This window comes from Leptospira weilii serovar Ranarum str. ICFT (genome assembly GCF_000332415.1).
Lineage (GTDB): Bacteria > Spirochaetota > Leptospiria > Leptospirales > Leptospiraceae > Leptospira > Leptospira weilii_A.
The window spans coordinates 112,435-126,428 of sequence record NZ_AOHC02000014.1; the positions used below are offsets into that span (position 1 = coordinate 112,435).

Here is a 13,994-nt window from a genome sequence, read left to right on the forward strand (position 1 = left end):
TCTAAACTCTTAATATTGTGCGGACTTGAACGTTTCCGCCGTATAAGATTCGGTTCCGCTCCCCGTCGGATATTTGATCGTAACCTTGATTCTAAAAACACGGATGATCCCCGCCGTGGCCGCTCCTTGGTTCGCTTGTCCCGACCTTCTCATAATCAATTTATTCATTTCCGAATCTCGACCGCCCAGTAAATCTTCGGGTTTTTTACTGTCTTTTCCGGAGAGTTTCAGAAGATCCATGTCTTCTTCATTGATTATCGTTTCAAAACCGTAACCCGGATAACCCGGAATGTTCCCCGAGGTCTTATCGGATTGAAGCACGGATACCGAATCGATCTGAGCCATTTTGATTTTAGCGAGATGAACCGCGTTTGAAATTACCGCCGCCATCCTTTGTTGTTTGATCCCGTTGGCAATGACCATATACGTGTACGTCATCGCAATTCCGGCTAACGCGAGTGCGATCGAAACCTCGATCAAATTGAAACCCTTTCGGATCGATCGGTTTTTCAAAATAAGGAATGAAAATTTACGGTTGTTGCTGTTCATTTTCATCCTGTTCTTTCCAATTCTTATCCGTCGCCAAATTCGAAGAAGTATGAAACTGCTCGCCTTCCAAAACGGAAACCTTGCCGCCGTATCGATAAAGAATTAAGGTTCTGTAAATGGAAGGATCGTTTCCTAAATGAACGCTATAATCCGCCGAGATTCCGAGATACGTATACGGAACTTTGACGATTCCTTTCGTATATCTAAAACCTCTAATATCGGTGATGTCTATAATTTCGGAAGTATAAGGAAGTTTTTGCGGTTTAAAAACCAGAATCTCTTTGAGTCCGCTTTCATCTCGAACCAATTTTTTGACCGTATATGTGTCGTTGTCTATATCCAACTCCAACACCATCGTGGTATTCGTTAAGATCGATTTTCTATAACAGAATTCGGCGGCTTGTTTGAGCGTCTGGGCCGCGTCGTCTCCGGAAGGAATGATGAAGTTTGCGGCTGTACTTGCAAGAATGCTAATTAACCCTGCGAGGATCGCAATCACTACGATCAACTCGATCAAAGTAAATCCTTTCCGGGTATTTCTAATTTTCATAACCGGAAAGGAAAGAAAGAGTTATTTTCTGCGGAAGTCGCTAGGGTATTCGTCTTCGTTGAGGATGTTAAAGTCGGCATTCTTACCTTCTCCACCTTCTTTTTTATCCTTACCCGTGGTCACGAGTTGAACGTCTCCGTTTGTGTCCCTTTTGAGTTTATACGCGGTTCCCCAAGGGTCGTTGATCGCCGCTTTTTTACTCAAGATGGGTTTCCAATCTTCGGGAACCTCTCCCGTTGTCGGCTTTTCCACCAAAGCTTCAAGGCCTTGTTCGTCGGAAGGATAAGTTCCGTAACGTTGTGCGTATCTTTCCAGATGCGATTGAAGTTCGTAGGCGTCTTTCTTCAATTTGAGCGCGGCGGTATCGTCGCTGATTTCACCGGGACTGAAGTTGGAATAAACGAGTGCGATCAGAGCGCCTAAGATGATCACAACAACGGCGAGTTCGATCAGCGTCAGACCCTTTCTGGGTTTTCTTTTTAATTTGGACAGATTCAATTGAATTCTCCTTATTCTAAACTATATATTCTGAAGTTGCTGCGTCAAGTTGTACATTGGGACCATGATCGAGGCCATAATCGTTCCGATCAAAAGACCCATGACCACAATCATCAACGGTTCCATGGATTGTGTCATCGTTTTAATCGCGGTATCCACTTCCGTATCGTAGATATCCGCGAGTTTATTCATCATCTCCGGAACCCGGTCCGAAACCTCTCCCGCTGCGATCATACCGATCACCATCTGAGGAAGAATCGCCGAACCGCTGAAAGAAGCGGAAAGTTTTTCTCCTTCTTTGATTCGTTCCACCGCGTTTTTGATTTCTTCGCCGAAGATGGTATGATCCACTATCTTTTCCACGATCACAAGAGTGGAGATCAACGGAACTCGGTTGCTTAAAAGGATTCCAATGTTTCGCGCAAAACTACTCACAAGAACCTTACGCGCGAGGGAACCCAAAATCGGAATTTTTAATACGAACTCGTCCCAGTTTCGTTTTCCTTTAGGAGTGTTTTTGTAATAGATAAAACCTACAATCGCTCCGAAACCGACCGTAAGAAGTAACCACCAAAATCCTATGAGAATATCCGAAACTCCGATTACGATACGAGTGATGAGAGGAAGTTTGGCGTCGAACTGCAAAAACAATTCCTGAATCTGAGGAATGACCACGGTTAACAAAAAGATCGTAACGAAAATGGATAAGGAACCCATGATGAAAGGATAAACCATCGCGACTTGAACCTTTGCTTTGAGTTCGCTCGATTTCTCCTCGAGTTCGGCAAGTCGGGTCAGAGTGGCTTCGTAATCCCCGGTTTTTTCACCGACTGCGACGAGAGAAGGAAACTGGCTCGGAAAAACGTCCGGATGTTTTTTCATCGCTTCGGACAAGGAAGAACCTTCCGTGATGTTCGCCTGCATTCCCGTTAGAACTTTACGGAAATTCTGATTGTCCGTTTGTTCCACGATACTCGCAAGAGATTTATCCAAAGGAATTCCAGCGCCTAGAAGAGTCGCGAGTTGTCTTGAAAAAAGTCCCACTTCTTTGCGGGGAATTCTATAAAAGTATTTGGCTAAGAATGGGAATAACTCTCTGTCTTTTCTTTCGGAGTCTTCGGAGATATTTCGTACATACAAACCCTTGTTTTTCAACTTGGATCTTGCGGCTTGAAGAGAGGCCGCGTCTATGATTCCTTTCTCTTCCTTTCCTTTTTTGTTGAATGCGACGTAAGAATAAATTGCCATGACGTTTAAGTTACTCGAAGGACTTCGTCGATGGTCGTAACTCCGTCGATTACCTTTCTGATTCCGTAATCTTTCAGAGTGTGAAAGTTATGTTCGAGTGCGATCTCGTTCAACTGACCCGCGTCCTTACCTTGTAGGATCGCGTGTTTAATTGGAGAATTCACCAACAAAAGTTCGTAAATTCCCGTTCTTCCTTTAAAACCGGTTCCCATACAATGAGAACAACCCCTACCTTTATGAAGGCTTCCGTTCTTCAATGCCTTTTTCGCAATCCCGATGGATTCCAATTCGGAAGCGGTCGGCTTATAACTTTCCTTACACTGAGTACAAATCACACGCACAAGTCTCTGAGCCATAAAACCCAAAACGGTGGAAGTGATGAGATAAGGTTCGATTCCCATGTCCACCAAACGAGTCGCGGCGCTGGCCGCGTCGTTCGTATGCAATGTGGAAAACACAAGGTGGCCCGTAAGAGAAGCCTGGATCGCGATCCTCGCGGTTTCCTCGTCCCGAATTTCCCCCACCATGATCACGTCCGGGTCTTGTCGTAAAATCGCACGAAGGCCCGTAGCAAACGTAAGACCGATCTTCTCTTGCATTTGCATCTGAGAGATCCCTTCGAACTGGTATTCCACAGGATCTTCGCAGGTGATGATGTTTCTTTCTTCGGTGTTCAGTTCACTGAGAGCCGAATACAAGGTGGTTGATTTTCCGGATCCTGTCGGACCGGTTACAAGAATGATTCCGTGAGGTTCGTAAATGAGAGATCGAATCGTTTGAATCAATTCCGGATAGAACCCCATCGTTTCCAAAGAATACTTTTGATCCGTTTTATTCAAAAGCCTCATCACGATCCTTTCTCCGAACTGGCAGGGAATTGTGGAAACCCGGATATCGATGTCTTTCCCCGCAAGTCTGAGTTTGATCCTTCCGTCCTGGGGAAGTCGGTTCTCCGCGATGTTCAGGTTCGACATGATCTTGATACGGGAGGAAATCCCCGCGTGATACGATTTGGGAGGACTGAGAACGTTATGCAAAATACCGTCCACACGATAACGGACGATCAAAGATTTTTCGTACGGTTCGATGTGAATATCCGAAGCTCTTTCGTTAACCGCTTGCGAAAGAATCACGTTGACCATCTTGATGATGGGCGCGTCGTCGCTTAGGTCGAGTGAATCGTTTTCGAACGCCTCCGCGAGTTCGGAAAAACTTCCTTCCATCTCGCTCAGCATTTCTTTCGCCGAGGAGGAAGTCGTATCGAACTGAGAATGGATGATTCTCATGATCTCCGGTTCCGGAGCGAGAATGAATTCCACGTCGTATCCTTTTAAAAAGTTACGCGCGTCGTCCATAGGATGTAGATCGGACGGATCGGAGATTGCGATCCGAATCGTATTTTTGGAAAGTTGAAACGGAACGATTCGGCTTCTTTGAATCAGTTTCAGGGGAATCTGTAAGAATACGTCCTCCATTCCCGTAAACTCGAGTTTTTCTCTGAATTCAAATTGATAGAGTTTGGATAACGCCCGGAGAATATCGGCCTCTCCGGCGATTCCTTTTTTCTGAATGATATGACTGAGGGGAAGGTTGTTTTTTTTCTGAACCTTAAGGGAATCTTCCAGATCTTTTTCGGATATGATCCCCTCTTCGATTAGGATATCTCCGAGAGTTTTCAAGGTCAGTCCCCTCTTTCTTTGATTTCTTTTTCTTTGTTGAGGATTCTTTCTCTTTCGAGTTCGTAACGTTCCTGTTGCATCTTTTTCTTTACGGTCATCTTATCCGCATTTTCTCTACTGTCTAGTATATGCGGAGTGATAAAAACCATCAAGTTCGTCTTTTTGATTTTTTCCGTCGTTCTTTTGAAAAGATGTCCTAAATACGGAATGTCTCCGAGAAAAGGAATTTTAATGATTCTTTTTTGTTTGTCGTTCGAGATCAAACCCCCGATCACGATGGATTGAGTGTTTTCGATGGAAACGGAAGTTTTGATCTCGCGTCGATTGAAGGTCGGGTTCCCGCCGGAAAGAGCGATCTCTGCGATATTTTTGATCTCTTGGAAGAGTTCTAAAGTGATCCGATTGTTTTTGTTTACGTGCGGAGTGAACTTGAGTTTGATCCCGGTCGGACGGTATTCGTAGTTATCCACCGTCACCGCGTTCGTACCACCGGTTCCCGCGTTTCTACTCTGAGTCCTGACCGGAACATCTTGACCGACGCTGATCTCGGCTTCTTGGTTATCCACCGTGAGCACCTGGGGTGCGGATAAAACATTGAAGTTTTCGTTCCCTTGGTTGGCGCTTAAAATACCGATGATTTGTTCCGAACCGGCTTTCAAAAATCCCAAAGAGAAACCGCTGAGAGTGTTGATATTCGGATTCACCTGACCGTTTGAGTTGATGATATTCGCTTCCTTGGAAAGTCCCGAATTGAACTGACCGAAAGCCTCTCCCTTATATCTCCAATCGATCCCGAAATCGTTCAAATCGCTGGAAGTAAGCTCCACGATCAAAACTTCCAAAAGCACCTGCTTTCTAGCGGAATCCAAAACCTTAATGATCTTTCGAATTTCGGCCCATTCGGCGTTTGTAGCGGTTACGATCACGGAGTTGGATTCCTTATGACCGACGGCTTTGATCTTATCGACTTTAGCGGGCATCTGTCCCTGAGCTTTTTTTTCGGGACTGAGTTCTTCGGCTTGAACCACCGGATTGTCCAGTTTTACCAGAGTGGCCGCAATCTTTTCGGCTTCGCTGTGTTCCAGTGTATAAATGTGAACGTCGCCCGCGGACGCGATCGAACCCGGACTCGCCTCTTCCAATTTCAAGTCGAGTTCGTTGATTAAAACCAACAATTTATTGATATCGGCCGCAGAACCGGAAAGTACGATTGTATTCGTGTTTCTATAAACGATCACGTCCGTGTTGGGAGAAGTAAGACGTTTGAGGATCGGTTCCAATTCTTCCGGTTTTACGTTTTCAATCGGAATGATCTGAGTGATCGTTCTGAAATCTCCGACTTCGTTTTCCGGAATCAAATCCTTACCGACTCGAACCACGGGAGATCTCGCAAGCGCGTCCTTAATCTTGACGATAGAAATCAGATCCGGTTCTTCCACCACTCCGAAACCGAGCGATTCTAAAACGGATTTCATAAAGATGAATCCGTTTTTGATCGGAATTTCCTTTTGAGAGATGATCGTGATTTTTTTACCCTTTAAACTTTCATCCAAAAGAATATTTTTCTTTAAAATGGCGCTCATTCCTTTGAGAAAGTCGTTCAGTTCGGTATCTCTCCAGTTTGCGTAGAATGTTTTTTCCGCCGGTTCTTCCGACGCGGCCGATTTCGTCTTAACGGGAGTTTTTTTCTTACTCTGAGGAAATACGGGTTTGTCCCATACTAAAAACAAAAGTATGAGAATGGAGAATATTCTGAAAATTGAAAGTTGACTGATTGTTGTTCCGGGCATTTTTTTAGTTTCTGATAATAAATTCGTAGGTGAGAATCTGGCTACCTCTTTCCACATCTACCGTAATCTTATCGGCAGTTTTTACGGCTCCCCAGATTTCCAACATTTTTTCCGTTTCGGTCAACGGCATACCGTTCACTCGTTTGATGATATCTCCGTTTCTGGCACCTAAGGCATAAAAGATATGATCCGGCGTTACACTATAAATTTTATAACCGGTAATTTTTCCATTGATGAGCGCGGGACCGAACCTAGCATTCTTAAAGATCGCGGCTTGGTCTTTCAACTTACGGTTTACGTCCTGCCTCGAAAGAACCTTTCGGATCGTATCGCCCGCAGGAGGCCCTCCTTCCGCTTTTGCACCGGCGTCCAGGTTGAGCTTGGCCCTGGCTTCTCCCGGAGTTTGACCGATCTCAACCTTGAGAGAGATTCCGCCTTTTTCCAAAACGATGTAGTTAAGAGCAATCGAACGGATCTTATATCCACCAACGGTTTCACCCGTTGCAAATTCTTGAGCTTCCGGTTTTCCTTTTTCCACAATCGTAACCCGAGCAAAGGACCAGTGTCCGCTCAAGGTTCCGGTCACCTTCATTTCCTCCCCCTCGCCCGCATCCGGAGGAGCCGCTGACATTTCACCTTCCGTAGGAATATCTCCTTCCCTGGGAACGATTCCCCGAATTAGATTTCCTTGAACCATTTCTTCATAAGAAGAAAGAGATCGGTTTGTCGTTTCCGAACCCATTTTTCGAACCGGATTTACGTTGGAATTTGCCGCTTGAACGTTCGGATTTAAAAAAGCGAGAATGACCGCTCTCAAAAGATAAGAAAGTGAATAAGAGAAAAATAAAATTACGGGAATGAGAGTATAGAATGTATTCTTCCGTAGTTCTAAAAAAATCGCGTTCATAGGAATCCGATCAGTAAATTTCTTTCAAAGAAATCGAAATGTTTCCGATTTCCATCCGATTACAATCTTACAATCTGGCAAATTTACCCGGTTCTAAAGGTGTGACAATCTTCAGAGTCTTTTTCAAAGCAGCGTCCGGATTGATCCTATTTCCGTTTAAAAAAACTTCAAAATGAAGATGTGGTCCCGTAGCCGATCCGGTTCTACCAATGGCTCCTAGGACCGTTCCAGTGCTGATCCTCGTTCCCTGTTCGATCATAATTTTCGAACAGTGTGCATACATCGTTTTATAACCGTTTTCGTGATCGATAATAACCGTATTCCCATAACCACCGTTCACTCCGGCAAAAGATACGACTCCATCTGCCGAAGCAAGAATCGGAGCACCTTGAGAACCTGCAAAATCCAAACCGGTATGATAACCGCCCGAACCCGTATGGAACGGATCCTTTCTTCTACCGTAACGAGAGGTTATTTTTGCGTTTAGGACGGGATGGACAAACAATTTGAAAAATTCCACTTTTTCGCGACTTGCGTTACGGACTTGAACCGGGATGGAAATATTTTGACCGACTTGAAGCGTTGCATTCTTTTTCAAACCGTTTGCCGAGAGAATCTTTTGAACCGAAGTTTTCATTTCCCTCGCGATTTTGGAAAGGGAATCTTTCGGCTTTACAACATAACTCTTATGGATGATTCCGCTATGACTCACGATTTTGGAGGAAATGATCTTATTGACGTTGATAAAACTGGGAAGTTCTAAATTGGATTTGTCCTTATGATAATTGAGGGAATATTTTTCTTCCTGCCAATTTTCGGGAGATTGGGAGAATAGTTGTTTAATCTTACGCTCTTCCTTATCGGAGAAAAAAGACGAGTCCTTATTGGTATATTCGGAAATTTCGGCGTCATAGTTTTTCAAAGGATCCGCCAAAAGAGAACTTAGGACCAAGGTGGAAATCAGGGGAATAAAAAAAAGTTTTCCATTCACTTTCTGAGTATCGGACGCGACTCTAGCCGATCTTGATCCCGCGCTGCCGGAGGACTTATTTTTTCTTTTTGTATTCCACGAGTTCATTGGCTATCAGTTTATCCAGGTCATCCACCGTAATTTTTTTAGCGCCGTAGTCATCATTCAGTTGATAGAGAATCATTCTTCCGATGGCGTATTCTCTTTTATGATCCGCAGGGTAACATTTAATTTTCACCATGGAAGGGGTGGATTCCACATAAATCCGAACGAGCATTCCCTTCTTAAAGGTTTCCGTATTGGAAACCTTTTTGTCTTTCGTTAGGTAATAAATTTTTTCCGAATAATGTTCGTTGATAGGAGCGATTGCGTCTTTGCGAATGAGCCGGCTACCACAACCCGCGAGGAAAAGAAAAATCGCCGGAAGTAGGAAAACGGGGATACGAAACATTTCAGAGCAAAATTACAGGGGCTAAACGTATTTGAAACTAGTTTTTTTGAAAAAGGCCGGATAACTCGTTCAATTTTTAAACCAAAATCCGATTTTCTAACACAAAATTGCGATCTTCCGTAGTCCGCCGGTAAAAGAGCCGGAACCGTACTCTTACGGAGGGAAGTATGAAAAATTCTTGGATCTGTCTGACTGGGGCCAATTTGGAAGGGTTAGATTCCTTTGCCGTCGATGTGGAAATCAATCTCAAACGGGGCCTGCCTCGTTTTATGATAACGGGACTGGCCGCTCAATCCATTCGGGAATCGGCGGAACGAGTTAAAATCGCTCTGGAAAACAGCGGTTACTCCTGCCCACTCCAAAACATTCTGGTCAATCTCGCGCCTGCAGGTAGAAAAAAGGAAGGTACTCTTTTGGATCTTTCGATCGCGTGTGGAATTCTAGCGTTAACCGAACAGATTTTTCCTTCCGGAAAATTACAAAGAACACTTTTCCTGGGAGAATTGGGTTTGGACGGAAGTTTGAAACCGCTCAAAGGTGTGTTACCCATCCTATCCGGAATTTCTTCCGAAAAATACGACACCGTGATCGTTCCTTTTGAAAATAGGGAGGAAGCGGCGCTTTTACGAAAATTCGAAGTTTTTGGGATTTCTCATTTGAGGGAATTGGAAGAAGTTCTTGGAAATCGAAGAATACCGGAGCCAAAATCAAAAATCCAAATCAGAGGAGTTACAACCGCTAAAAATATAGAACTGTATCAGGATCAGATGATTGCGTTTAGGGCCGTTCAAATCGCGGCGGCGGGATGGCATCATATTCTTTTATCCGGCCCGCCCGGAATCGGCAAAAGTCTTTTAGCAAGGACGGCGGTTCTTTTACTACCTACCCCCGAAGAAAACGAAGCGCTCGATATATTGAAAATTCAATCCGTAATTTCTCCTTTGAAAGAATTGATCGTCGAAAGACCTTATCGGGCTCCTCATCATACGACTTCGGACATTACCTTGGTGGGAGGTTCCAGGGATTTGAGAATGGGAGAAGTTACTTTGGCAAATCGAGGGATTTTATTTTTGGATGAACTCGCGGAATATAAATCGGGAATTTTGCAATCTCTTCGGGAACCGATGGAGGAAGGGAACATTACGGTTTCTAGAATCAGCGGAACCGTCGTTTATCCAGCGAATTTTTTATTGGTAGCGGCGACCAACCCTTGTCCCTGCGGATTCTACGGAGTCAAAAGAGGAGGTTGTTCCTGTAACCCTCAAAAAATCAAAAAATACCAATCTCCCTACTCAGGACCGTTTCGGGATCGGATCGATTTGGAAGTGGATATGTTTCCCGGAAAAGAAAAAAAACGAAAAAGGATTTTCATTTCGTTGGAAGAATCTAGAAAACAAATTCAAAGGGCCTCCGAGATTCAAAGAGAAAGATATCGTGGAAGCGGATTTTATTTCAACGGACAACTTCGAGGGGAACTTGTGAATTCTTATCTGGAGTTCGATTCGGCCTGCGAAAATATTTTAGAAAACGAAATGAAAAAGAAACGGTCGAGCTTGAGCGTTCGGAAGGTCAATCAGATTCGGAAAGTAGCGCGGACGATCGCCGATCTGGAGGAGAATTCTTTCGTAAAAGAGGAACATCTTCTAGAGGCCCTGAATTTCCAAATGCCGGAAAAATACGGAGAAAACAGGGCCATCGCTTAATTCCCGTTAAGCGAGAAGTTCATTTTGAAAGAAAGTGAGAGATTTCCATCGCAATTTTATCGATCGCAAAATCGATATAACTCGGGTCCTCCAATTTCTTTTTATAATCCTCAAATTTTCGCTTTTTTACCGGCATTCCCCGTTTCCGGAGAATGACCGGATCCGGACCAAAATCGTCAGATTCGGCCAGATTCCCTAAAATCGTGATGCTCTTCATAGTTACTTCCTTGTAACGATTTAAGGCTCTCTTCCTTGAGAACCCGCAGACAATTTAAGAATTCGGTGCTTGTTGGAAGTACCTGAACCACTATTTCAGAAAAGATCGGGATAATATTCACATCCCTTTTTTTGATTTACGGAGACAAGACAGAATGAGACAAAATGGTTTTGAAAGGAAAGATTCTCCGAAAGAAAACCGTTCGCCGCCTTTCGCATTCGAGTCTGTTTTGCGAGATTGAACGTAAAACGGGGATCAAACTCCTCGAAGTCCTTCCAAAACTTTACTTCCGAGAAGAATAGAACTTCGTCTTTGGTTGAGATTATGTCGATCTCACACCGAAGAAAACGGTAATTTCGTTTCAGAATCACGTGACCGAGAGAAATCAAAAAATCCGTAGCGATGGATTCTCCTTCGTCACCTTTAATCTTTTTGAATATACTCAACGAAAAAACTACACCGTGCCAAAATTTAATTTTACTTTATCAAAAAAAATTATGCAGTGATTTCCTGTAGATCCACCGGACGAGAGATAAAAAGATTCGTTTCCTTTAAAAGATCCACGAGAATCAGATTTCGAACCATTTTACCATATTCATCTTTTATAATACGAATATAAGGCCGGATCGGTTTGTCGAGATTCGGTCCTAAAACGACTCCGATTCTTTTGTCCGATAATTCTATACAAGAGCCTACGGGATACAGGGAAAGATGATTGAGGAGCGTTCGAACCAGTTTCAGATCGAACTTTCCCACGTCCATGCTGATCATCGACTTGATCGCTTCGTGCGGAAGAATTTTTTTTCTATGAGGACGATTGGTCACAAGCGCGGAAAAGTTATCCGCAATCGCGTAAATTCTGGCTTGTTCTTCGATGGCCGTGCCCGCTAACTTTTGCGGATATCCGTTTCCGTCGTAACGTTCGTGATGCTGCAGAGCGACGATCGCAAGGTTGTTTTTCAACTTCATCCTTTGGGAAAGGATCTGATATCCTAGGATCGTGTGTTTCATGATCGCTTTAAATTCTTCTTCGGTGAGTTGTTCATTTTTCTCCGAAATCGCCGCAGGAACCTTGGACATTCCTATATCCGCAAGTAGGCAGGAAATGCCGAGATCGATCATCTTCGGTCTGGAATACTCCAGAAGTTTTCCAAGAATCAAAGAATAGAAAGTCGCGTTTGCGATCTGATTGTACAAATAGTACCCGTACGGATTGTTCGCTAGAATCAAATACGATATGTTCTGGTTGGACCGTACGAAATCGGTCAACCTTTCGGCAATCTCCCGAGCCGAAGTGACTTCCAGAGGTTTTTCATCCAATGTTTTTTTGAATATGTCTTGAATGACTTGCGTGGATTCTCTGAATAAATTTCCGAAAGTGATTTTGATCCGATTGAGGTTGTCGTAAACCGCTTTGAGAGGTTGCAGCTCGTCTTCTACGATTGTGTTGACGATCATATCGTCGATACTCGTTTCCAAAATGTTCGGATCGGTTTGAACGTCCAGTTGGAGCACCTCGCCCGCCGTCATCACTTCCTCAATTCCGAATTTATTCAGTCGATCCAAATCACTGTCGGTGACAGGCGTATTGGAAGTAATAAATAAATTTTCCTTATCTAAGTAAACGGGTTTTGAAAATCTCATTCCCGGCCTCAGTTCGGATACGGCAAACTTCTTCATCTTAACGTTTCCCTTTTTACGGAATTTAAATCCATGATCATAACAAAGATCGCACCGACCGCCTTATAAAGACCTTCCGGAATTTCCGAACCCAGAGGAAGTTCGGAAAGGGACTCCGCTAGGATCGGGTTTTCTACGGTTGGAACCGAATTTTTTTCCGCGATATTACGGATAACGTCGCCTAAAAGACCGGACGCGGCCGCAGTGATTACGGGTGCGTTATCATTTTGAGGGATGAATTTAAGCGCCACACTGATCATTTAAGCGTTCCATTCCTTTCGAGTCAGGGACGGCTTGTAAGCTAAATTATATCCCTGAAAACTTACCGACGATTCTATTAAACTTCTCTTAAATTTTTCTTTGTTTTGGCAAGCATGCAAGTACATTTTCAAATTATCAAAAGAAGCGTTGATTTGCATATCCTCTCCCGAAGTTTTCTTCCATAAAAACAGAACGACTGTTCTTCCGGTATTTTCGGTTTGAATCCGAAATAAGAATTTTTTAGATTCTTTCTGCGGGTCGTACACTCCTTCCGCATTACCTCCGTCAAACTCCCAACGAAAATACGGCAATTCCGAAGCCCATTCTAAAAAAGGATAATATGATTTTAAAACCTTGAATAAGGACGTTTCCGATGGAACGTCTTTAGTATCGGATCCCATCACTTTTTCGTAAAGTTCCCGAACGCTCATTCCAACGTTCTCCAATTTATGAGGAAAATCCGCTTTTCCAATCAATTCCCTTTCCACAATACGCAGTTCGATTCCTTTTTTGTCCGGTTTTGCGACTAACGTAAGTTTCTCCCCCACAAACAGAAGATCCGATTTGGAAGAAACTCTCAGTCGTTTACCTCCGATGGAAATCCATCCGCCTCCCGGAAAGACATTGAGTACATCCCCCTTAAGGTTTGTTCCGGCGGAAAGGTCTAAACTTTGAAATTGAAATTCTTTCCCTAAAAGAAGACGTAAATTTCTCACGGAAAAATCCGCAGAAAGTTTCATAAGTACCCGCTTTCAAAAAGTATCATCCTAGACATCGTATCGACATCTCCGTCCCCCACTCAGTGATTAGACTTAAGGGAGAAGCGGTGGAAATTTTCCGGTAAAACTTCTTCTATGAATATCGGAAAGACCATGGCGAAGAATCAGTTCCTCGTGAAGTTTTGTTCCGTATCCTTTGTGTCGGTCGAATTTATAAACGGGATATTTTTTGGAGACGGAGATCATGTAACGGTCTCTGCTGACTTTCGCGAGAATCGAAGCCGCCGCTATACTCACGATTCTGAGATCTCCTTTCGTATAAAAAGAGGTTCTATTTTTGAGAAAATTCCATTCCGGATAACGGTTGAAGTTGTAGTTCCCGTCTATCAAAAGTTGAAGTGGAAGAGTCGCTTGTGTGGAACGGATCGCGAGTTTGGCGCATTTTCGGATTCCTTCCAAAACGGCTCGGTTGATTCCTAGTTTGTCTATATAATTGGGACTTAGGAAAGTCCGGTAGGAAATCTGCGCGGTTTTGAGAATTTCGGGATATAACTTTTCCCTTTTTTTCTCGGAAAGTTTTTTGGAATCGGTCAATCCTTTTAGAATTTTTCCTTCTAAGATGGAATTCAGCGTATTTTGAGAAAAAGAGACGAGCGCAACAGAAAGAGGCCCCGCGTAAGGACCTCTTCCGGCTTCGTCGATTCCACAAGGAATCGATTCTGAGTAGAACCGAAGTTCTTCCGGTTCAAAAGGAGATTGGGATTCCGGCAAA

Annotated in this window: 16 protein-coding genes; 1 reads left to right on the forward strand and 15 read right to left on the reverse strand. The window is 43.7% G+C overall.

The annotated features are described in order from the left end of the window. Nucleotides 1-9: 9 nt before the first annotated feature. The 9 genes from LEP1GSC060_RS03620 to LEP1GSC060_RS03660 all read right to left on the reverse strand — a co-directional run bounded on the left by LEP1GSC060_RS03620 (nt 10) and on the right by LEP1GSC060_RS03660 (nt 8,642). On the reverse strand, nt 10-555 hold the full coding sequence (locus tag LEP1GSC060_RS03620; RefSeq protein WP_002995896.1) for a type II secretion system protein: 546 nt from the start codon (nt 553-555) through the stop codon (nt 10-12). Beyond that, nucleotides 530-1,099, reverse strand: coding sequence for a type II secretion system protein (locus LEP1GSC060_RS03625; protein WP_036095279.1), 570 nt, complete (start codon nt 1,097-1,099; stop codon nt 530-532). Before LEP1GSC060_RS03625 ends, LEP1GSC060_RS03620 begins: the two co-directional genes overlap by 26 nt. Nucleotides 1,100-1,120: 21 nt before the next feature. Then, complete coding sequence (gene gspG / locus LEP1GSC060_RS03630) at nt 1,121-1,597, reverse strand: type II secretion system major pseudopilin GspG (protein ID WP_002995926.1); 477 nt, start codon at nt 1,595-1,597, stop codon at nt 1,121-1,123. A 21-nt stretch (nt 1,598-1,618) separates the two neighbouring features. Beyond that, complete coding sequence (locus tag LEP1GSC060_RS03635; protein ID WP_002996351.1) at nt 1,619-2,845, reverse strand: type II secretion system F family protein; 1,227 nt, start codon at nt 2,843-2,845, stop codon at nt 1,619-1,621. 5 nt (nt 2,846-2,850) lie between these two features. After that, on the reverse strand, nt 2,851-4,524 hold the full coding sequence (gene gspE / locus LEP1GSC060_RS03640; RefSeq protein ID WP_002996068.1) for a type II secretion system ATPase GspE: 1,674 nt from the start codon (nt 4,522-4,524) through the stop codon (nt 2,851-2,853). Between the two features lie 2 nt (nt 4,525-4,526). Further along, entirely contained in the window at nt 4,527-6,314 is a 1,788-nt protein-coding gene (gene gspD, locus LEP1GSC060_RS03645) for a type II secretion system secretin GspD (RefSeq protein WP_002996117.1), read from the reverse strand. A gap of 4 nt (nt 6,315-6,318) precedes the next feature. After that, nucleotides 6,319-7,221, reverse strand: a complete 903-nt coding sequence (locus LEP1GSC060_RS03650; protein ID WP_002996331.1) for a hypothetical protein — start codon at nt 7,219-7,221, stop codon at nt 6,319-6,321. Nucleotides 7,222-7,288: 67 nt separating this feature from the next. Continuing rightward, nucleotides 7,289-8,299, reverse strand: a complete 1,011-nt coding sequence (locus LEP1GSC060_RS03655; RefSeq protein WP_155119615.1) for a LysM peptidoglycan-binding domain-containing M23 family metallopeptidase — start codon at nt 8,297-8,299, stop codon at nt 7,289-7,291. After that, nucleotides 8,268-8,642 carry a type II secretion system-associated lipoprotein gene (locus tag LEP1GSC060_RS03660; RefSeq protein WP_002996026.1) on the reverse strand — a complete coding sequence of 125 codons (375 nt, stop codon included), beginning with the start codon at nt 8,640-8,642 and terminating at the stop codon, nt 8,268-8,270. Before LEP1GSC060_RS03660 ends, LEP1GSC060_RS03655 begins: the two co-directional genes overlap by 32 nt. A gap of 167 nt (nt 8,643-8,809) precedes the next feature. On the opposite strand from LEP1GSC060_RS03660, the gene LEP1GSC060_RS03665 reads away from it, so the two are divergent. Continuing rightward, on the forward strand, nt 8,810-10,345 hold the full coding sequence (locus LEP1GSC060_RS03665; RefSeq protein ID WP_002996325.1) for a YifB family Mg chelatase-like AAA ATPase: 1,536 nt from the start codon (nt 8,810-8,812) through the stop codon (nt 10,343-10,345). 19 nt (nt 10,346-10,364) lie between these two features. Here the strand turns inward: LEP1GSC060_RS03665 and LEP1GSC060_RS03670 are convergent, their stop codons facing one another. The 6 genes from LEP1GSC060_RS03670 to LEP1GSC060_RS03695 form a co-directional block, all read right to left on the reverse strand. Then, a complete protein-coding gene (locus tag LEP1GSC060_RS03670) occupies nt 10,365-10,562 on the reverse strand; it encodes a hypothetical protein (protein WP_002995996.1) in 198 nt (65 codons plus the stop codon). 95 nt (nt 10,563-10,657) lie between these two features. Further along, nucleotides 10,658-11,008: a YraN family protein gene (locus LEP1GSC060_RS03675; RefSeq protein WP_002995957.1), complete on the reverse strand. Its 351-nt coding sequence runs from the start codon at nt 11,006-11,008 to the stop codon at nt 10,658-10,660. Between the two features lie 49 nt (nt 11,009-11,057). Beyond that, nucleotides 11,058-12,242, reverse strand: a complete 1,185-nt coding sequence (locus tag LEP1GSC060_RS03680; protein ID WP_002996221.1) for an HD-GYP domain-containing protein — start codon at nt 12,240-12,242, stop codon at nt 11,058-11,060. Then, the gene (locus LEP1GSC060_RS03685) at nt 12,239-12,502 is read right to left on the reverse strand and encodes an EscU/YscU/HrcU family type III secretion system export apparatus switch protein (RefSeq protein WP_002996281.1); all 264 of its coding nucleotides are present in this window, start codon (nt 12,500-12,502) and stop codon (nt 12,239-12,241) included. Before LEP1GSC060_RS03685 ends, LEP1GSC060_RS03680 begins: the two co-directional genes overlap by 4 nt. Next, on the reverse strand, nt 12,503-13,243 hold the full coding sequence (locus LEP1GSC060_RS03690; RefSeq protein ID WP_002996364.1) for a hypothetical protein: 741 nt from the start codon (nt 13,241-13,243) through the stop codon (nt 12,503-12,505). It abuts the gene before it with no gap. 72 nt (nt 13,244-13,315) lie between these two features. After that, nucleotides 13,316-13,993 (reverse strand): ribonuclease HII, encoded by a 678-nt coding sequence (locus LEP1GSC060_RS03695; RefSeq protein WP_002995931.1) that lies wholly within the window; start codon nt 13,991-13,993, stop codon nt 13,316-13,318. Nucleotide 13,994: the final 1 nt, after the last annotated feature.